The organism is Bradyrhizobium sp. S3.2.6 (assembly GCF_040546885.1).
Classification (GTDB): domain Bacteria; phylum Pseudomonadota; class Alphaproteobacteria; order Rhizobiales; family Xanthobacteraceae; genus Bradyrhizobium; species Bradyrhizobium cytisi.
The window spans coordinates 136,873-155,420 of sequence record NZ_JBEPOS010000006.1; the positions used below are offsets into that span (position 1 = coordinate 136,873).

Annotated in this window: 20 protein-coding genes; 2 read left to right on the top strand and 18 right to left on the bottom strand. The window is 62.8% G+C overall.

From position 1 onward, the window contains the following. Positions 1 to 6: 6 nt before the first annotated feature. The 16 genes from ABID58_RS14555 to ABID58_RS14630 all read right to left on the bottom strand — a co-directional run bounded on the left by ABID58_RS14555 (position 7) and on the right by ABID58_RS14630 (position 14,421). Complete coding sequence (locus tag ABID58_RS14555; RefSeq protein WP_354033135.1) at positions 7 to 1,908, bottom strand: ABC transporter substrate-binding protein; 1,902 nt, start codon at positions 1,906 to 1,908, stop codon at positions 7 to 9. A 95-nt stretch (positions 1,909 to 2,003) separates the two neighbouring features. After that, a complete protein-coding gene (locus ABID58_RS14560; RefSeq protein WP_354033136.1) occupies positions 2,004 to 2,609 on the bottom strand; it encodes an SMP-30/gluconolactonase/LRE family protein in 606 nt (201 codons plus the stop codon). Between the two features lie 106 nt (positions 2,610 to 2,715). Continuing rightward, complete coding sequence (dhaK, locus tag ABID58_RS14565; protein ID WP_354033137.1) at positions 2,716 to 3,705, bottom strand: dihydroxyacetone kinase subunit DhaK; 990 nt, start codon at positions 3,703 to 3,705, stop codon at positions 2,716 to 2,718. A gap of 40 nt (positions 3,706 to 3,745) precedes the next feature. Continuing rightward, positions 3,746 to 4,177 carry a hypothetical protein gene (locus ABID58_RS14570; protein ID WP_354033138.1) on the bottom strand — a complete coding sequence of 144 codons (432 nt, stop codon included), beginning with the start codon at positions 4,175 to 4,177 and terminating at the stop codon, positions 3,746 to 3,748. Then, a complete protein-coding gene (ptsP, locus tag ABID58_RS14575) occupies positions 4,174 to 5,772 on the bottom strand; it encodes a phosphoenolpyruvate--protein phosphotransferase (RefSeq protein ID WP_354033139.1) in 1,599 nt (532 codons plus the stop codon). The genes ABID58_RS14570 and ptsP overlap by 4 nt, the downstream gene beginning before the upstream one ends. A gap of 5 nt (positions 5,773 to 5,777) precedes the next feature. After that, positions 5,778 to 6,092 carry an HPr family phosphocarrier protein gene (locus ABID58_RS14580; RefSeq protein WP_148750854.1) on the bottom strand — a complete coding sequence of 105 codons (315 nt, stop codon included), beginning with the start codon at positions 6,090 to 6,092 and terminating at the stop codon, positions 5,778 to 5,780. Beyond that, complete coding sequence (dhaM, locus tag ABID58_RS14585) at positions 6,085 to 6,486, bottom strand: dihydroxyacetone kinase phosphoryl donor subunit DhaM (protein WP_148750853.1); 402 nt, start codon at positions 6,484 to 6,486, stop codon at positions 6,085 to 6,087. Before dhaM ends, ABID58_RS14580 begins: the two co-directional genes overlap by 8 nt. Next, positions 6,483 to 7,097, bottom strand: a complete 615-nt coding sequence (gene dhaL, locus ABID58_RS14590) for a dihydroxyacetone kinase subunit DhaL (protein ID WP_148750852.1) — start codon at positions 7,095 to 7,097, stop codon at positions 6,483 to 6,485. The genes dhaM and dhaL overlap by 4 nt, the downstream gene beginning before the upstream one ends. Continuing rightward, entirely contained in the window at positions 7,094 to 8,101 is a 1,008-nt protein-coding gene (locus tag ABID58_RS14595; RefSeq protein ID WP_354033140.1) for an ABC transporter ATP-binding protein, read from the bottom strand. The genes dhaL and ABID58_RS14595 overlap by 4 nt, the downstream gene beginning before the upstream one ends. Beyond that, the gene (locus ABID58_RS14600) at positions 8,094 to 9,191 is read right to left on the bottom strand and encodes an ABC transporter ATP-binding protein (protein WP_354033141.1); all 1,098 of its coding nucleotides are present in this window, start codon (positions 9,189 to 9,191) and stop codon (positions 8,094 to 8,096) included. The genes ABID58_RS14595 and ABID58_RS14600 overlap by 8 nt, the downstream gene beginning before the upstream one ends. Positions 9,192 to 9,197: 6 nt before the next feature. Continuing rightward, positions 9,198 to 9,410 (bottom strand): hypothetical protein, encoded by a 213-nt coding sequence (locus ABID58_RS14605; protein WP_354033142.1) that lies wholly within the window; start codon positions 9,408 to 9,410, stop codon positions 9,198 to 9,200. Continuing rightward, the gene (locus ABID58_RS14610) at positions 9,407 to 10,360 is read right to left on the bottom strand and encodes a carbohydrate ABC transporter permease (protein ID WP_354033143.1); all 954 of its coding nucleotides are present in this window, start codon (positions 10,358 to 10,360) and stop codon (positions 9,407 to 9,409) included. Before ABID58_RS14610 ends, ABID58_RS14605 begins: the two co-directional genes overlap by 4 nt. After that, positions 10,357 to 11,316 (bottom strand): carbohydrate ABC transporter permease, encoded by a 960-nt coding sequence (locus ABID58_RS14615; RefSeq protein WP_354033144.1) that lies wholly within the window; start codon positions 11,314 to 11,316, stop codon positions 10,357 to 10,359. Before ABID58_RS14615 ends, ABID58_RS14610 begins: the two co-directional genes overlap by 4 nt. 102 nt (positions 11,317 to 11,418) lie before the next feature. Next, on the bottom strand, positions 11,419 to 12,765 hold the full coding sequence (locus ABID58_RS14620) for an ABC transporter substrate-binding protein (protein ID WP_148750846.1): 1,347 nt from the start codon (positions 12,763 to 12,765) through the stop codon (positions 11,419 to 11,421). A 416-nt stretch (positions 12,766 to 13,181) separates the two neighbouring features. Next, complete coding sequence (locus ABID58_RS14625) at positions 13,182 to 14,093, bottom strand: RNA polymerase sigma factor (protein ID WP_148750845.1); 912 nt, start codon at positions 14,091 to 14,093, stop codon at positions 13,182 to 13,184. Positions 14,094 to 14,112: 19 nt separating this feature from the next. After that, a complete protein-coding gene (locus tag ABID58_RS14630) occupies positions 14,113 to 14,421 on the bottom strand; it encodes a hypothetical protein (RefSeq protein ID WP_354033145.1) in 309 nt (102 codons plus the stop codon). Positions 14,422 to 14,685: 264 nt separating this feature from the next. On the opposite strand from ABID58_RS14630, the gene ABID58_RS14635 reads away from it, so the two are divergent. Continuing rightward, complete coding sequence (locus tag ABID58_RS14635; RefSeq protein ID WP_354033146.1) at positions 14,686 to 16,092, top strand: MFS transporter; 1,407 nt, start codon at positions 14,686 to 14,688, stop codon at positions 16,090 to 16,092. Positions 16,093 to 16,919: 827 nt separating this feature from the next. On the opposite strand, the gene ABID58_RS14640 is transcribed toward ABID58_RS14635, so the two are convergent. After that, a complete protein-coding gene (locus ABID58_RS14640; RefSeq protein WP_354033147.1) occupies positions 16,920 to 17,870 on the bottom strand; it encodes a restriction endonuclease in 951 nt (316 codons plus the stop codon). A 44-nt stretch (positions 17,871 to 17,914) separates the two neighbouring features. Next, positions 17,915 to 18,139 carry a hypothetical protein gene (locus tag ABID58_RS14645; protein ID WP_354033148.1) on the bottom strand — a complete coding sequence of 75 codons (225 nt, stop codon included), beginning with the start codon at positions 18,137 to 18,139 and terminating at the stop codon, positions 17,915 to 17,917. Between ABID58_RS14645 and ABID58_RS14650 the strand changes: the two genes are divergently transcribed. Further along, the gene (locus tag ABID58_RS14650) at positions 18,138 to 18,524 is read left to right on the top strand and encodes a hypothetical protein (RefSeq protein WP_354033149.1); all 387 of its coding nucleotides are present in this window, start codon (positions 18,138 to 18,140) and stop codon (positions 18,522 to 18,524) included. The genes ABID58_RS14645 and ABID58_RS14650 overlap by 2 nt on opposite strands. Positions 18,525 to 18,548: the final 24 nt, after the last annotated feature.

The following is an 18,548-nucleotide window of genomic DNA, read 5'->3' on the forward strand; positions in this document are numbered from 1 at the left end:
GCCGGATTAATGCGCCGGCTTCAGCTTCACGAACATGTAGCGGGAGTTGCCCCAGTTCGGCACCGGATCGGTGTAGGGATCTTCCGCGGTCGGGTAGCCGGTCCAGTAGGTCTGGTCCATTGCCGTGAACACATTGTAGGCCATCAGCGGAATGGTCGGCATCTCCTTGACCGCGAGCTTGACGTAATCCTTCCCGAGCTCGATCGACTTCGGATCGTCGAAGCCGACGCTGCGGGTCTGTTCGATGATCTTGTCGAGCTCGGGGTTGGACCAGCGCTGCCAGTTGCGCTGCGGCTGCGACTTGCCGGGCTCGGCAACGAACTGCGAGTGCCAGCTGTCGAGGAAATACGACAGGTCCTGATGGCCGCCCCAGGTCTCGACACTCCAGCCGATGAAGCTGTCGAAATCGCCGGCGGCTCGGCGGGTCGGCAGCGTGCCTTGCGCAACGTCGATCTTGGCATCGATGCCGGCCTGCTTCCACTGCTGCACGATCATGGTGCCGGCGCGGGTCATCACCGGCCGCAGATCGCCTTCGACCATGACGCGCACCGTGAACGGCTTGCCGTCCGGCGTCGACCAGGCGCCGCCGCGCTTGGTGAAGCCGGCCTTCTCGAGGAGTTCGGCGGCGGCCTGCGGATCTGTCTTCCACCAGCCCATGCCGAAGGCGCGGGCGATCTCCTTCGGATCCGACGGGATCTGCTCGCCCATCGAGGGCCGCAGCATGTCGGCGATCTGCTTGCCGATGGTCGGATCGTAGGGCTTGATCGTGCGCTTGCCGGTATCGATCTCGAAGCTCTTCAGCCATTCCTCCATCGGCTGATGGTAGGTGGCCGGATGCGTCCCGGTCGGCGGCACGCCGATCGCCGAGATGGTGGCGGCGCCGCGATAGGACGCCATCGACACCGCCTTGATGTCGATCAGCAGCGCCAGCGCCCAGCGGACGTCGCGGTTTTTGAACAGCTCGTTCTGGTCATTGAAAATCACCGCCGGCAGCGTCGGATCCGGATGGCCGTAGGGGAACCCCTTGAACCAGGCGCGGGTGGTCTTGCTTTGCTTGGCGAGGGCGAACATCCCTTCCGGGGCGATGTCATGGATGACGTCGAGCTCGTGGTTGAGCTGCGCGATCACGCGCTTGTCGGGCGGGCCGGGATCGACATAGGCAAGATATTTCGGACCGGGCTTGCCGAAGCGCCCCAGCGTGGTGCGCTGCCAGTCGTCACGCAATTGCCAGATGTACCATTTGCCGTCGGGGTCAAAGCTGTGCAGCACATAGGCGCCAAGCGAAATCGGCTTGTTGAAGTCGAACTTGGCCGGATCCGGCACCTTCTCGAACACGTGCTTGGGCAGGATCCAGACCGCACCCCAGCGCACCGTGAAGTTGGCGTGGAAGCGCGAATTCGGTTTCTTGAGCTTGAACACCACCGTATACGGATCCGGCGCCTCGACCGAGGCGACGTTGCTGGCCATCACCGCGCTGTAGCGCATCCCCGGATTCTTGATCTGCAGCATCACCGTCGCCAGCACGTCCTCTGCAGTAAATTCGACGCCGTCGCTCCAGAAGATGCCCTTGCTCAGCTTCACCGTCATTTCGGTGAAATCGGCATTGTATTGCGGCTTGTCGGCGGCGAGCGCGTTCTCCCAGACGCCGTTGATGCCGCTTTCCGGATCGATGTACCACAGCGTATCGAGCGCGGCCTGCTGCAAGCCGTTGGATTGCGCGCCGGCGTTGATCGCCCAGATGTTGAACCAGCCGGCGTTCTTGATGGTGCCTTCCGGGTTCTCCAGGATCAGCAGTTCCTTGCGGGGAATGTTCTGCGGAATGCCCTGTGCCTGACCGGAAATCACAGGCAGGAACAGTTGCAGCGCCAGCGCACACACCGCCGGCAGTAACGCACGAATGCGGTTCATCGTTTTCTCCCTCATCGTGCGAGGCTTCAGGGCTCGCGCTTGTTGTGCGCGCGATCCTAGATGGGGGAAAACTGGTGAACAACCAAAATCGTGATCTATATCCGAAGTTCGGGTTTAGTGCTCGGGCTAGCCTGATGCGTGGCTCGGGGCGTCTGGTGGCGCCGACCTCGAGCACGAATGTTTGGCCGTGAAGCGGATCGGCGGCCCTGACCGTCTAGGCCGCGGGTCTGGCCGCGGTGATAGCAGAGCGTCTGCGGCTCGCCGGTCGGCAGCGCGGTCAAGGGATCGATCGCGACGCGCCGCAGCAGCGCCGTCCTTGTGTCGCTGACATAAGCGGTGCCACCGGCGGGCGAAAAGCAGATCGCGTTTGGCATGGTCACCTTAGCATAGAGCCGTTTCAGCTCGCCGCGGTGGAAATGATAGATCGCGCCCATGCCCTTTCGGCCTGGCGTCTCATGGTCCGGTCCACAGCGCGCCGCAGGCGTGGACCCGTCCGTCATTGGCCCGCATCGATACGTTGTCGTGCGCAGCGTCAACCGGCCGTCGGCGTCATCGGGCACATAGAAGGCCGTGTCGGTGGTGAGCAGCTCGCGCTCGTTGTCGACAACGGCCAGCGTCAGCTGTTCCTGGCAACGGACTGGCGAATAGGGGACGACGGCAGAACAATGAGAGCCGGCTGACCGGAGCCGCGAGAGCTGCATTGAACTCTCGATGGATTTTCTCTTGGTGGGAACGACGAGGCTCAGTTTCGCGGGAGCGGAGTCGATAAGTCATTGTTTGCGGTCAAAACCAAGCCGCGAGCTGAGATCAGACGCCCCACCGCAGAGCTGCGGTCAGCACCGGGGCATCCCATAATTTCGTCGACTTGCTATCGAGCACAGATACGGTGATCGAAACACCGGCCATGTCGAGGGATGTGACGTAGGAACCGGTCAGGAAGCGCGCCACTGCCACCCCCGCGCTGTCCAGAATCCGCTTTGCGGCATTGACCATCAGATAGAGTTCGATCAGAGGCGTCGCACCAAACCCGTTGACGAGAAGCAGCACTTCACTCCCCTTGCCGGGCGCAAGATCCTTCAGGATCGCATCGAGCAGCTCGGCGGCGATTGCATCGGCGGACGCCAACGGCACCCTGCGCCGGCCGGGCTCGCCATGAATGCCGACGCCCATTTCCATTTCATTGTCGGCCAATGCGAAGTTTGGCCGCCCTGCCGCCGGCACGGTGCATGGCAACAGCGCCACCCCCATCGAGCGGGTGCGCCGGTTGACCTCTTCGCCGAGCGCCGCGAGAGCGGCAAGCGGCATTCCGGTCTCGGCCGCAGCGCCGACCATTTTTTCCACGATCAATGTCCCCGCGACGCCGCGACGACCGGTCGTATAGGTCGATTTCTCCACCGCCACGTCGTCGTTGGTCACCACGCTCGCAACTTCCCGCCCGGCCATCTCGGCTGCCATGGTGAAATTCATCACATCACCTTCGTAGTTCTTGACGATGAAGAGCACGCCTGCGCCCGTGTCGACGGCCTCCGCGGCCTCGATCATCTGGTCCGGTGTCGGCGAGGTGAAGACTTGACCGGGGCAAGCGGCATCGAGCATGCCGAGGCCGACAAAGCCCGCATGCAGCGGCTCATGTCCCGAGCCGCCGCCCGAAATCAGCGCGACCTTGCCTGGCTTCAACGTGCGGCGCCGGACGAATTTTCGCTCGGCACCAAGAAGCAGGATACCCGCATGGGCTGCCGCGAAACCGTCCAGACTTTCTTCGAGTATCGTATCGGTGCTGTTGATCAGCTTTTTCATGAACGTCCTCCCCATCTCGTCTGAAGTTCAAATCAATGGCTCAACCCACACTTTCGGCATAGCGCGCGAGTTGCGCAGCGAAATCCACGATCAGCTGTTCGAGCGCGCGGTTCTTCTTGTCGTCACCGAGGTCGGGTACGGTCACCGAGACGGTGCGGGTGTGCGCTTCGCGGTGGGGTGCACGCAGCCGGCCGGGATGCGCGCGTCCATAGGCTTGGAGGAATGCCGCGCGCTCGGCGCCGGACAGATGGCACACTTCGAAGATGATCGCGACATGCTTCACCGGAATCGGCACCAGATACGCCGGATTGGTGATCTGGGTCACGAAGGAGCGATTCTTGCCCAGCGCCGCCGCCAGCTTCAGCCGCGTCCCCGAGGGCCGATTGTCGAGCACCCGTCGCAGGATGGCCTTGTAATCCGCCACATTGCTGTCACCAGGCGCGCGGGTATCCTCGCCTGCTTCATCCGTCATGAACGCACCTTTGCGATTGCGGCCTTGAGCCGCGCGACGGCAATCGGCGACACCGAGAGAGTTGTCAAGCCGGTGGCGATCAGCGCCGTGGTCAGGCGCGTATCGGCCGCGGCGTCACCGCAGAGCGAGACCTCCACGCCACGCTTTCGTCCGGCCTCGACAGTCCGGGAGATCAGCGCCAGCACCGCCGGATTGCCGGTATCGTTGAGGTCCGCGACGGCACCGATGTCGCGCGCCGCCGCCATCGTGTACTGGGTCAGGTCGTTCGAGCCGATGGAATAGAACGCCGCGCCGAAAGCCTCGGCGCGGAGCGCCGCCGCCGGGACCTCGACCATGATGCCGAGCGGCGGTCGGGCGCAGGCGATCCCTTCCGCCCTGAGCGCCGTGAACTCCGCATCCAGCAGGGCACTGGCACGGTCGAGCTCCGAAGGGACCGCGATCATCGGCAGCATCACCTTCAGCGCCCCGTGCACAGCCGCACGGCACAGTGCCCGCAGTTGCACCCGAAACACGTCCGGCCGCGCGAGCGAGAGACGGATGCCGCGCAGGCCGAGGAACGGATTGCGCTCGCTATCGATCGTCAAGCCGGCGATCGGCTTGTCGCCGCCGGCATCGAGGGTGCGGATCGTCACCGGTCTTCCCTCGGCCCAGTCGAGAATGCGCCGATAGACTGCATATTGCGCATCCTCGTCCGGCAGGCCTTGAGACGCCTCGAACAGAAATTCCGTACGCACGAGGCCGATGCCGTCGCAGATTGCAGGATCGAGGCCAGCGAGGTCTTCGGGCGCGGCGATATTGAGAAGGACCGCGATCCGCTGGCCGTCGGCCGTGCGTGCCGAGTCGAGGCGGCCGGCATCGACGGCGGCTTGCGCAGCATTCGCAACCGCCATGCGGTGCTCGAACAGGCGGCGCGTTTCCGGCTCAGGATCGAAGATCACGGTGCCGGCATCGCCGTCGACGAGCGCCAACGCCGGTGGCTGTCCGTTCCACGACAGTGGCCCGAGCCCAACGACCATGGGCGCCCCGCGCGCCCGCGCCAACATCGCAACATGCGAGGAAGGTGAGCCCGCAGCCAGCGCGATGGCGCCGCCGTGCGACCAGTCAGCGGCAAGAAAAGCGGAAGGCGTGATGTCGTCAGCCGCTACGATCGAGCCGCTGGTAATCCTGGCGACCGTATCCACGCCGCTCAGATGCGCGAGCACGCGGTCGCGGATGTCGACGATATCAGCCGCCCGGGCACGGAAATATTCATCTTCAGCAGCGCGATAGCCAGCTATCTCCACATCGAGTGCCAAGCGCCAGGCGTGGTCGGCAGTGATCCCCTCCGAGATGACCCCATATGCAGGATCCGCCAGCGCGTCATCCTCGAGCATGGCGACCTGGAATTCCAGAATGTCGGCCACCTCGCCCTGAATCGTCTTGATCTGCTCGGCGATCTCCGCCCTCGCGCCTTCAATCGCAGCCCGCAGTGCCGCGGCCTCCTGCGCGGGATCGTCGCTCGCCGTTCGCCTGGCCACAGCCGCAGTCAGCATGGTGACCGGTCCGATCGCGAGGCCCGGCGAGGCAGTACGGCCGATGAGATGAATCTCTGCCACCGCGATCAGGCCTCGCCGAAACCATCATGCACAAGCGCCAGTACGGCAGCGAGCGCTGCCTTGCCATCGGGCCCGGTAACGCGGAAATGCAGCGTTGCGCCCTGCGGCGCCTTCACGCGCATCACCTTCACCGGGCTCTTTGCGTCCGTCCAGGGCCCGTCCACCGCGAGGGCAAGCTCGATCTTCGCGGCAAAGCCCTTCGCGCACTGCGTGAGCTTGACCGACGGCCGCGCGTGAAGTCCGACTTTGTTGACGAGAACCGCCGAGGCTGTCAGCGGCACCGGCGTTTCGCTCGGCCGGCTGGCGTGAGCATCATGCATAGAATTCCTCCGCGCTACGCTTGACGGCGGCAAGCGGCGAGCCACCCGAAGACTCGGTTGCCGCGATCACAGCTCCCTCGACCACCGGGGCATTGCAGACGACGACGCGCGCCCGTCGATCTTCAGGCAGCATTTCTACGGCCATCTCGGAATTTGTCTCCGCGCCGCCGAGATCAACCAGCACCGCCACGCCTGCGGGCGACCACGCCGCCTCGATCGCCTCGAGGATTCCGGCAACATTCGTGCCGAGCCCTCCATCGATGTCGCCGCCTGTCCAGGCAAGCGGCACGGCGCTGCCTACCATCTGGCGCACCATATCCGCCGCGCCTTCCGCGATCTTGGGCGAATGTGAAACGATAACGATCCCGACATTGCCGGAATTTGAACTGTTCATGAACTTGCCTCGAATTCCAGCACCTTGACTGCCGCGCCGATCAAAAGGGACGCCGAACGCGAACCAGGGTCCATATGACCGATAGAACGTTCGCCGAGAAAGGACGCACGGCCGCGGATCGCAAGCATGGGCGTGGTGCGATCGGCCGCTTGCGCCGCTTCCGCAGCTATCGCCTTGGCATCGCCGCCCCCGGCCAACACGACCTGCACCGGCACCAGCACATCCAGCAAGGTTTTCTGCCCCGCCTCCGAGCGCCCGCGCGCTTTGACGGCATCAATCGCCTTCGCCGTCGCCGCGACGAGATCCGCTCGGATCGACTGCTCCGGAAGCGCCTTACCTAGTTCCATGAAGAAAGTGCCAACCAGCGGCCCGGAAGCGCCGCCGACCTTCATGACCAACGTCATTCCGATCGCCTTCAGCATTTCCGGTAGCGATTTGTCAGCAAGGCCGGGCAGTGTCGCGAGCACGGCCTCGAAGCCGCGCTTCATGTTCAGCCCGTGATCGCCGTCGCCGATCGCCTGATCGAGGCTGGTCAATTCGTCGGCGTGCTGGATCACGGATTCCGCTAACGCCCGCACCAGCTTTTCCCTGGCAGCCCGATCGAGACTCATGCCGCCACCCTCCCGCCGGCCGCATCGAATAACAGCGGCTTGTTGAGTCGGAGCGACACCATGTCTCCCGGGCCCAACCTCGCCTCGGGGTCGGCCAACGTCACGACCGGCCGGCCGCCGAGGTCGAGATGGAGATGGCTCTGGTCGCCGAGATGTTCGACTCGCGTGACGGTTGCCGACACGTCTCCGCCGCTGCGTGCGATCATCAGGTGCTCGGTGCGCGCGCCAATGGTCTTGGCGCCGGGCGGAATGCCGGCAAATAGAGCCGCCGGCAGCAGGTTGATCATCGGCTGGCCAAGCCGCGCGGCGACATGGGCGTTGATCGGATTCTCGTAAATCTCGCGCGGCGTACCGATCTGCATCAGCCGGCCCGCCTCGATTACGCCGATGCGCGAAGCCATGGTCATCGCTTCCGTCTGATCATGGGTGACATAGAGGATCGTGGCGCCGAGATCGGTCTGGATGCGCTTGAGTTCGAGGCGCATTTCGCCGCGCAGCTTGGCGTCCAGCGAGGAGAGTGGCTCGTCCATCAGATAGATCGAGGGCGAGCGCACCAAGGCCCGGCCGATCGCGACGCGCTGCATCTGCCCGCCCGACAACTGCGTCGCCTTGTTGTGCAGCTTGGTTTCGATGTGGAGAAGACGCGCGACCTCCTGCACCTTCGCGCGAATCTCGGCCTCGGGTACGCGGCGGATCGGCGCGCGTAACGCGAAGGCCATGTTCTCGAACACGCTAAGATGCGGATACAAGGAATATTGCTGGAAGACGAAGGCGACGTCGCGATCGGCCGGCGCATCGCCGGTCACATCACGTCCACCGATCCGGATCGAACCGCTGTCTGGCGTCTCCAGTCCGGCGACAAGTCGCAGCGCCGTCGTCTTGCCGGCACCCGTCGGCCCCAGCAACGCAACGAATTCGCCGTCTCCAACCGAGAGCGACAGGTCGACGACGGCGTGCGTCCGGCGGAACGCCTTGGAGACCGCCCTGATCTCAACTTCAGCCATGCGCACCTCCTTCATACAACGCAGTGCGGATGGCCCGGCCCGACGCCTTGTCGAAGACCGAGAGCGTATCCGGCCGGAAGTCCAACCCGACACTTTCCCCAGTCCGAAAGCATATGCTGCTGGGCGAACGGGCCTTGAGCGCGCCGTAACGCGTCGTAACGGTCACGATCTGCGTCGTGCCGAGATATTCCGACCCATAAACCTCACCCCGCACCATGCCGCGATCGGTGAACCGCACATGCTCCGGCCGGACCCCGAGGACGAGGTCGCTTTCCACCAGCGCCTCGCGTGCAGCAGGAATTGCAACTTCGCGCTCGCCGAGCCAGATCGCCTGCGCGCCGACTTCAAGTCGACCGCGGAACGGCAGGAAATTCATAGGCGGTGAACCGATGAAGTCTGCGACGAAGAGCGAAGCAGGCCGGTCGTAGATGTCGCGCGGGCTCGCGACCTGCTCGACGATGCCATTATTCATCACCGCGATCATGTCGGCCATCGCCATCGCCTCGAGCTGATCATGCGTGACATACACGGTCGTCGCGCCCAGCCGGTCATGCAGCCCGCGCAATTCATGAATCATCGCCTCGCGCATTTCGGTATCGAGCGCACCGAGCGGCTCGTCCATCAGGAAGCATTTTGGCTGGCGGACGATGGCTCGCCCAAGTGCGACGCGCTGCCGGTCGCCGCCGGCGAGGCCCGACACCGACCGGTCGAGGAGATGGGAGATACGCAAAATACGCGCGGCCTCCACCACCCGCCGATCGTGCTCCGCCGCTCCGATGCCCTCGCATTTCAGGGGAAAGCCGATATTGCGCCGGACATTCATGTGCGGATAGAGCGCAAACAGCTGGAACACGAAGGCGATATCGCGCGCCGAGGCGCGATTCATCGTCACGTCCTCGCCATCGAGCCGGATGGTGCCTGACGTCGGCAATTCCAGCCCTGCGATCATGCGGAGCGTCGTCGTCTTGCCGCAGCCGGAAGGCCCGAGCAGGCAGAGGAACTGGCCGTCTTCCACCGTGAAGCTCGCGGCCTTGACCGCATGAAACGTCCCGAAGGATTTGTCGAGCGCTTCGACCCTGATCTGTGCCATCGCGCCTTACTCCCTGACCTTCGAGACGATGGTGAACATCACCGTCCCGAACAGCGCAGTCGCGAACGACCAAGAATAGAGCGTGAGGAAAAATGGCTGCATCAGCATGACGACGCCCGCGGCGATGATCGTCGTCGCGATAGCCTCCAGCGGACCGCGTCGCAGAATCCTGTTTGCGAGGCCGCGTCGGAGCGTGGATGTGTTCGCATCGAGGCTCATTTGCGGACGGCTCCAAAGGTGATGCCGCGCAGAAGATGCTTGCGCAACAGCACCGTGAACACGACGATGGGCACCAGGAAGAGCGTCGTACCGGCGGCTACTGCTGGCCAGTCCTGCCCGCCCTCGCCGATGATGATCGGAATGAAAGGCGGCGCCGTCTGCGCGTTGCCGGAGGTCAGAAGTACCGCAAAGGCGTATTCGTTCCACGCAAAAATCAGGCAGAAGATGGCGGTCGCTGCGATTCCTGTTGTCGCCTGCGGCAGCACTACTTTCACGAAGGCCTGAAACCGCGTGTAGCCGTCGATCATCGCTGCCTCCTCGTATTCCCGCGGGATTTCGTCGATGAAGCCCTTCAGAAGCCAGACGGCGAGCGAAACGTTGACGGACGTGTAGAGCAGGATCATCCCGAGCCGGGTATCCGACAGTCCGACGGTGCGGTACATCAGGTAGATCGGGATCGCGACCGCGATCGGCGGCATCATCCTCGTCGACAGAATGAAAAACAGCAGGTCGTCCTTCAGCGGCACGCGGAACCGCGAGAACCCATAGGCTGATAATGTGCCTAATGCGACGGCGAGCATCGTCGAACCGAACGCGATGATCAGCGAATTGACGAAACGCGGGACATAGTTCGACGGCCCGGCCACAACCATATTGCGGCTGCGGGCGATGCTGTCGCAAAGCCCGTGCGGCTGGCCCAGCGTCTGGATGAATTCCGGCGTCTGGCGCGAGCGGGTTGTGAATAGATTACAGTAGCCTTCGAGCGACGGCTTGAACAGTATCTTTGGAGGATAGGAGATCGCATCGTCGGGCGACTTGAACGAGGTGAGCACGATCCATACCAGCGGAATCATCGTGATGATGGCATAGAGTATGACGAACAGGCCGGCGAAGCGGCGCGTGCCGGCCGATGGTTCGACGACTGAATGGGCTGCATTTGCGACACTCATCGGTTTTTCACCCGGTTCAGCGCCTTGACGTAGATGTTGGCGAGGCCGAACACCGTCACGAACAGAATAATTGCGAAGGCAGAAGAATAACCGGTTCGCCAACTCTCAAAGGCTGCCCGCTTAAGCGTGATCGAGGCAACTTCCGTGGTCGAGCCCGGCCCACCGCCGGTCAGCAAGTTGACCATGTCGAACATCTTGAAGTTCTCGATACCGCGAAAGAGCACCGCGAGCATGATGAACGGCAGCGCCATCGGCAGCGTAATCGACCAGAACTGCCGCCAATTCGACGCGCGGTCGACCTCCGCCGCCTCATAGATGTAATCAGGGATTGAGCGCAGGCCTGCGAGGCAAATCAGCATCACATAGGGCGTCCACATCCAGGCATCGACGATGACGATGGCCCAGGGGCTCAGCGTGACGTCGCCCAGCATCTGGAACGACGAGGCCGCGCGTCCCGTGAAGAAGGCGACGACGTAATTGAACAGTCCGATCTGCGGCTGATAGAGAAAGGTCCAGAAATTGCCGACGACGGCCGGCGAGAGCATCATCGGCAGCAGAATGATCGTGGTCCACATGCCATGGCCGCGGAATTTCTTGTCGATGAGGAGGGCAAGACCAAATCCGAGCACGGTCTCGATGAGCACGGTCCAGATCACGAAATGCGCCGTCACCTGCATCGCCGCCCAGATATCCGGATCGGTCAGGATCGACTGGTACCAGTCGGTGCCCAGCCATATCGTCGGCGCGTTCGCCCGATTGGCGCGGTAGTTGGTGAACGAGAGATAGATCGTCCACACCAGCGGGAAGATATTGATCGCCAGCAGCAGCACGATTGTCGGCGTGATGAAGAGCCAGGCGAGCGCCTGGTCCGACAGGCCCCGGATACGACGCGCCACGGCTGGCCGGACCGGAACGGCCCGATAGGTGATCTGCGACGAAGCGCTCAAATCGTTCATGGCTTTGGTCGATCCTCGCGCCGGGACCATCAGCTATGCGACAGCTGCCGACGTGGCCGAAGAGAGCCTGGAGCGCGCTCGCGTGCGCTCCAGGCGGTTGCCCTAGAACTTCTTGCCTTCTTCCTTGAAGATGGCCTTCCAGTCCTTCACCAGACCGTCGAGCGCTTCCTGCGCGGTGCCCTTGTCCGCCACCACGTAGTCATGCACGCGCTTCTGCTCGGCTTGCAGGAGTTGCGCATAGGAGGGCTCGGCCCAGAAGTCGACGACCATTCCCATCGACTGCAGGAACTCCTTGGCGAACGGCGCGCTGGTCGGGAAGCTCGGATCGTTCAGCACGGACTTGGCGCAGGAATAGCCGCCCAGCGCCCACCACTTCTTCTGCACATCCCCGCCGGAGAACCACTTGATGTATTGCAGCGCCTCGGGCTGGTTCTTGGAGTAGGAAACCACCGAGATGCCCTGGCCGCCGAGCTGGGTTGCCTGCGCGGCGGGACCGGCCGGATTGACGAAGAAGCCGATCTTGTCGCCGCCGACATTCGGGTCCTTGTGGAGGCCCGGGAAGAATGCGAAGAAGTTCATCTGCAGCGCGACCTGGCCGGACTTGAAGGCGTCAAGCCCCTCCGACATATAGGAGTTGGAGGCGCCGGGGGGCGTGCAGCACTTGTAGAGCTCCTTGTAGGCCTCGAGCCCCTTCACCGCGCTGGCCGAGTTCACCAACCCGTCCATCGCATAGGGCTTCTTCGGATCGTCGTATTTGAAGCCGTAGTCGTAGAGGTAGTTCGAGACCCCCATGGTGATGCCTTCGGAGCCACGCTCGGTATAGATCGAGGCGCCATAGACCTTCTTGCCGTCGATGTCGCGGCCCTGGAAGAATTGCGCGATGTCGCGGAGCTCATCGAGCGTCTTCGGCACGCCGATGTCGCGGCCGTATTTGGCCTTGAAGTCCTTCTGCACGTCCGGCCGCGCGAACCAGTCCTTGCGATAGGTCCAGCCCACCGCATCGCCCATCGCCGGCAGCGCCCAGTAGTTCGGCGTGTTCTTCGGCCATTCGGAATAGCCGATCACCGTGGCCGGCATGTAGTCGTCCATGCTGATTCCTTCCTTCTTGAAGAAATCGTTGAGCTTGACGTACTGGCCGTTCTCCGCAGCGCCGCCGATCCATTGTGAATCGCCGATGATGAGATCGCACAACGAGCCGTGCGAATTGAGCTCGTTCAGGAAGCGATCGGCATAATTGGTCCACGGCACGAACTCGAACTTCATGCCGATGCCCGACTTCGCGGTGAAGTCCTTCGACAGTTCGACCAGCGCGTTGGCGGGGTCCCATGCGGCCCAGCACAGCGTGATGGTCTTGCCTTGCGCCTGCGCGGGCGTGGTGCCCGCTCCGACGCCGAATGCGGCGGCAACAGCCCCGCATGCCACAACAAGCGTCTTCATTGTCCGTTGCATTGCACGTTCCCTCCGAGTGGGCCGGCCATCGACGTGGCGCGGCTTTCCTGTCCGCCCGAATGCTTCGAGCAGAGCGACACAGTCCGTGACGAGCTGAATAACTAAACTAGCGTTTCCTCGCGCCACCCGGATTCTAGAGGCCCGGCAGGCTCGATTTGTTTAGTGAACCACCATTTACTAAACATTGCAAGCGGAGTTGGCGCGTTCTTCGCGGCGGGCGTCCGATCGGTCTCTTGATGATGTTGTGAGGGGCTCGCGCGCAACGCGCGTCAGTTCGAATGCGGCAGCGCGGTTTCGGCTGCGGCAGCATGAGCCGGCGGAGGCAATGAACTCTCCCCACTCGTCATTGCGAGCGAAGCGATCGGGGAATCGAACCCCTGTTTCAGCCTTGAGAGGGGCAGGTCGATCCGCTCGACTTATCCCGAAGAGCGTTCGTCGAGACCTCTATCCACCACGCACTCCGCACCATCGACAACATAGGCTGCGTGACGAAAATCCCTGATGGTGGCGAGCTTGCCGGCGGACCAGTCGAGGAGCATGAAATATTTCGCCCGCCCGCCCGGTTCATTCGGATCGAACACCAGGATCGCGGGACGTCCCTCGACCTGCCCCGTCACCAGGTGCCAGTCGCTGACCTTCGAGTAATTGCCGAAATAGTTCGACACCTCGGCCTTGCCTTTCAGCCTGGTGCGGTTGACGAGTTCGAGCCTGACGTCGTCTGCGATCATGGCGCGGATCGCGTCGAAGTCGCGGGCATTGAAATGGCCAACATAGGCGTTGAGCCGCGTCCGATCGGCGTCCGACAGGCCCGGCTGCGGCACATCGTCGGGCTCTCCGGCGAACTCACGCAGTTGCGTGCGTCCGCGATGCAGCGCGGCCTTCACCGCCGGCAGGCTGAAATCCATGATGTCGCAGACCTCAGCCAGTGAGCAGCCGAGCACGTCCATCAGGATCACGCTGGACCGTTGCGCCACCGGCAGTCGCATGAAGGTGCGCAGGCCGGTCGCGGCGATCTGGCGGCTTTCCACATCATCGAGCTGGTCGGCAATCATCTCCACCTCCTCAGCCGAATGCAGCGCCTCCTGCCGGTTGCGGCGACGCAGGAAATCCAGCGCGGTGTTGTGCGCGACGCGGAACAGCCAGCCCTCAGTGTTGACGACGGGCGTGACCGATCGCAGCGCCTCCATCGCCTTGATCAGCGCATCCTGCAGCACATCCTCACCATCGATGACCGAGCCGACCATGCGGGCGCAGTAGCGATGCAGTTTCGGTCGCATCCGCGCCAGCAGGGCCTCGATATCGATGGTAGTCAGCGGGTCTGACGCCATTGCTCCTCCGCCTCGCCTGTCAGGACTCGTCCAGCATACGGTAGTTGCCGACGATCCTCACATCACGAACCAGCGGCGGCTCCGCGCAGCGGTCGCGGATCCCGTCCTGGAACGTCTGAAACGCCTTGAGCTTCGGGATCGGGCTCGAGCCGTCCTCGGCCGCGGCCTCGACAAAATGGATGAAGGTGTCGTCCTCCAGCCGCAGCGTCAGATAGCGCACGCCGTCGGGCCCGGCCGCCTTCAACTCCGCAAATACGGCCGCAACCAGCTCGGCGTTCCTGTCGGCCAGCTCCGGCTTGGCCTTGTACCTGATCAACGTCCTTCTCATCGCGCGCTCCTTGCTGATGTCGCGACCTGGCTCGCTCATCGCGCTCCATCTTTCCATTCTAGCATGACCCTTGTCGGAAAACCGGTGCTGCGCTCCTCCGGATCAAGGTCGCGTAAATGGCCGCGTCCCCCTAAGACGTTTGCCGGCCGGCGAAGGATGCGGCCCCAGGAGAAATTATTTACGGGCGCATCCTTTGCCACTCCGGCCTCGTCTAGCCCGCAGAACGCGCCGCGAAAGGGCGGCGCGACACACGGAGACAGGGCGATGCAGACCCCGACCAATCGCGCCGCGCAAAACTGGGTGCTTGGCATCACCGCGCTGGCATCCTTCATGATGGCGCTGGACGCCATGATCATCACGACGGCATTCGCGGCCATTCGCGCCGAATTCGGCAGCCCGGTCGAGACGCTGCAATGGACTGTCAACGCCTTCAATCTGAGCTTCGCCGTGCTGCTCCTGACCGGCGCCGCGCTCGGCGACCGCTTCGGTCGCCGCCGCATGTTCGCCGCCGGGATCGCCCTGTTCGTCGTTGCATCGGCGGCCTGTGCGCTGGCAGGCAATGCGACCGCGCTGATCGCCGCCCGCGCACTCCAGGGCGCCGGCGCCGCGCTGGTGATGCCGCTGGCGATGGCGATCCTGAGCGGCACGTTCGGCCGCGAGGAGCGCGCCCGCGCGCTCGGCATTTTCAGCAGCATCACCGGCTGCGCGCTGATCATCGGCCCCGCCATCGGCGGCTTCATCACCGAACATTTCGGCTGGCGCTGGGTGTTCTGGATCAACCTGCCGATCGGCCTGATCGCGATCGCCCTGGTGCTGGCACGGTTGCGCGAAAGCTTCGGACCTACTGCCGCGTTGGACATCCCAGGACTGGCGCTCGTCGCCCTCGCAGCGCTGGCGTGGGTGTGGAGCCTGTTGCGCGGCAATGCTGTGGGGTGGACGAGCGCCGAGGTCATGGGTACGCTGATGTCAGGCTTGGTGTTCACCGCCGGCTTCGTGCTCCGGGAATTGCGCGCGGCCGCGCCGATGGTGCCGATGCGGCTGTTTGCATCGCGCGCGCTTGCCTCCGGCATGTCCGCAAGCGTCCTGTTCTACGCCGCGATGTATGGCGTCTTGTTCCTGCTGCCGCAGTTCCTGCAGACCACGCTGGGCTTCGACGCCTTCGGTGCCGGACTTCGCCTGCTCCCCTGGACAGCGACGCTGTTCGTTACCGCCCCGGTGGCCGGCGCGGTCGTCAACAGGTTCGGCGAGCGGCCGCTGGTGGTGACGGGATTGCTGATGCAGGCGATCGGCCTTGGCTGGATCGCGGAGATCGTGAGCCCCGCAGTTGCCTACTCCGCTCTGGTCGCGCCGCTGGTGCTGGCCGGCGTCGGCGTCTCGATGGCGATGCCGGCCGCGCAGAACGCCATCCTGAGCTCGGTCGCGGTGGCTGAAATGGGCAAGGCGTCCGGCATCTTCAACATGGGCCGCTTCCTCGGCGGCATGTTCGGCATCGCCGCGCTGGTGGCGAACTTCTCGGCCCATGGCGGGGCCTACTCGGCCGCGCATTTCGAGCGCGGATTTGCCGCGGCGATGAGCCTTGCCGCAACGCTGTCGCTGGCCGGCGCGATTGCCGGGTTTTTCCTGCCGGCACGGCGACAGACCGCCGGCGCAGCCGTGCCGCAAGATGCGTGAAGCTCGCGACGATAGAGCTTCGTTATTCCTTACGTCGCCACTTTCTTTCTGATAATGAAACGTCGTTCTAAAAATGACTTCTGGTGGAAGGGATCGCAGTCCTCTGACACGCATTGCAACCCGCGGGACGCACTTTTGCGTCCTCGCGGCGCAAATCGCCCGAGCTTTGCCTGGACACTCCACCCTCTAAGCCAAGAGGGCGCAGGGAAGGCCGGGTGCTGACCTCGCACCCGCGGTCTGCTGCGCGAAAATGTAGCGCAGGAAAACCGCACAGCAGCATACAGGTGGCGCCAATCACTCGGCCTTCCCTGCGCAGTGGTTTGACGGCTTATGCCGTGCTCTCCCGGGAGCCGAGTTCGTTCTGGCCTCCCTCACTTCCAGCGAATTGACGATGCGGTTGACCCGGTTGGGCGCTCCACACCTCCGCGAAAGCTTGACCGTAGCGACGACGGCCAGGACCACACGGTTTTGCCGTACGCACGGCTCGCCATTTCGCCGCAGTTTTCCCGGCCCTGTCGACGGAGCCGGAAACTTACAGACGAGACGAACCTGACAGCGCCGCTCGTCCGCACGTGGCCGCGGACTCACAGGGACTACCCGCCCTGCCCGCACCTCTCATGCCGACGCTGCCGCGTCCACCGCAAGCCCGGCTCGCAATCAAGACGACAACGAGATCGCCCCTCAAGGATGAGCCGGGATAAGCAACGCATACGCTATTTCCGAATTTCGGTAAAGTGGAATATTTTTGCGGGGAGGGGTTGACGGGGTGGCGAAACAGGCCGGCGGCTCAATCGAGCGGACAATTTGGACTACCGCCTAGGAAGTTTTCAGAACGTTGGCGCGTCCGCGTGCCATCGCATAAGCGTGTCGATGTCCACCAACACGATTTTCTCAGAAAGCCTGGCCGACTGAATTGCTTCGTCGGTAAATGTGGCGGTTGTGACTACGTATCCACGAAGAGCGTTTTGCTCCTCAATCACGCCCTTGAATTGTTGGATAGCCGGCCGACCAACCTTGTTGTCTGCTGTGTTTCGCTTGCATTGGACGATGATCAATCCATCAGGATGAACGGCAAAACCGTCAACGCCGAAGTCGTTCGATTTTCGCGTCGCCCAAGCTTCCAAACCCGCCGCATCGAAGAAGCTCATGGTGTGGCGCTCGAACTGGAAAGGGTCCATGCCGAGCAGATGCTTCCGAAGGGCTAACTCCTCAACCGGCACGGCGAACCGGGTCGGGTCCATCGGCTGCTCCTTCATCGCAGCCTTCATTTGCGCGCTAGCGCGGCGCAACCGCTCGTCCTCTATTATGAGCTCTATGATCTCGGCGATATGAGGCCGTGCCTCAGGGCTTGTGACGACAGCTTCGATGATCGACGTGATGCCCGCCGTGCCGAGAGAAATCAGCAACAGCACCGGGACTCCGAGCGCACCACCGAACGCTGCGATACCCGCTGCATGTCCGCCGACCAACGGGACGGCAGCCAATGTCGCGGGCAGAGCGATCTTCATCGACAACGGAAGATCGGATTTCCGGTAGTTTGAAACGGCTTCAGAAACACTCTTCGCAATCGCAACAATAGCCGTTCGAGAACTGATCAGCGCGTTCAGCTCCTTAAATTTTTCGACCGGTCGGAGATCACTGGCGACGATAGCGCGCGACTCGCTGAGCCATTGGATGGCGAGCGCCCGATCCTCAGCCCGCGTCGTATGCTTGATAGCCGAAGCAAACCGGCCAACGAGCCACTTTCTGATGCCCTCTGTGATTGTATCGAACATCATTGCTTCCTAAAATTGTAGAGATTTCTATAGTGTCTGCAAACGATTTAGCCAAGGAAAATTGAGATGCGAGCAATATTGATACTCGTGTTGTTAGCTATCGCAACTTGCAGCGCGCAGTGTGAGGAAACTTCCACTCCAAGCCGGATCGACGGAATAACCAAGTCCGCGCGTGACATGATACCCGCCATGCCTTCAATGCCGTCCGTCTCCCTTCCGTCGATGCCTGACCTCTCGCTACCAGACCTTTCCGACGCGACCGGCAGGATCATGACAGAGTTCAACACATTCACGCAGCAGGTCGGCGACGCGCTGCCTATCCTCGAACAGATGGGTTATGACGTGACCACATTCAAAATCACCTGGGGTCTGCCGCCGAAGGCCCGATTGCGGTTGAAATCAACCGGCAATCCCGACGTTCAAAAAGTGAATGCAATCGCGGCCAAGGCAACGAGCGGCGGCGTGCTGGTTTCCGCCCTGATTACAAGCGCGGCGACAGCAAAGCGCATCCAGAGCACTATGCGTTTGGGAACGGCGTATCTGGACGTGGATTTTGCTGTGCCTCCTCGGGTAAACATGAAGTTCGTCAGCCTGAAGGCCAGCGACAAGGATGAGTCACTTCGCGATGCGGACGAACTGGAAATAGCTTGCAAGTGACCCTGTATGGTTTCGATCGCCCGT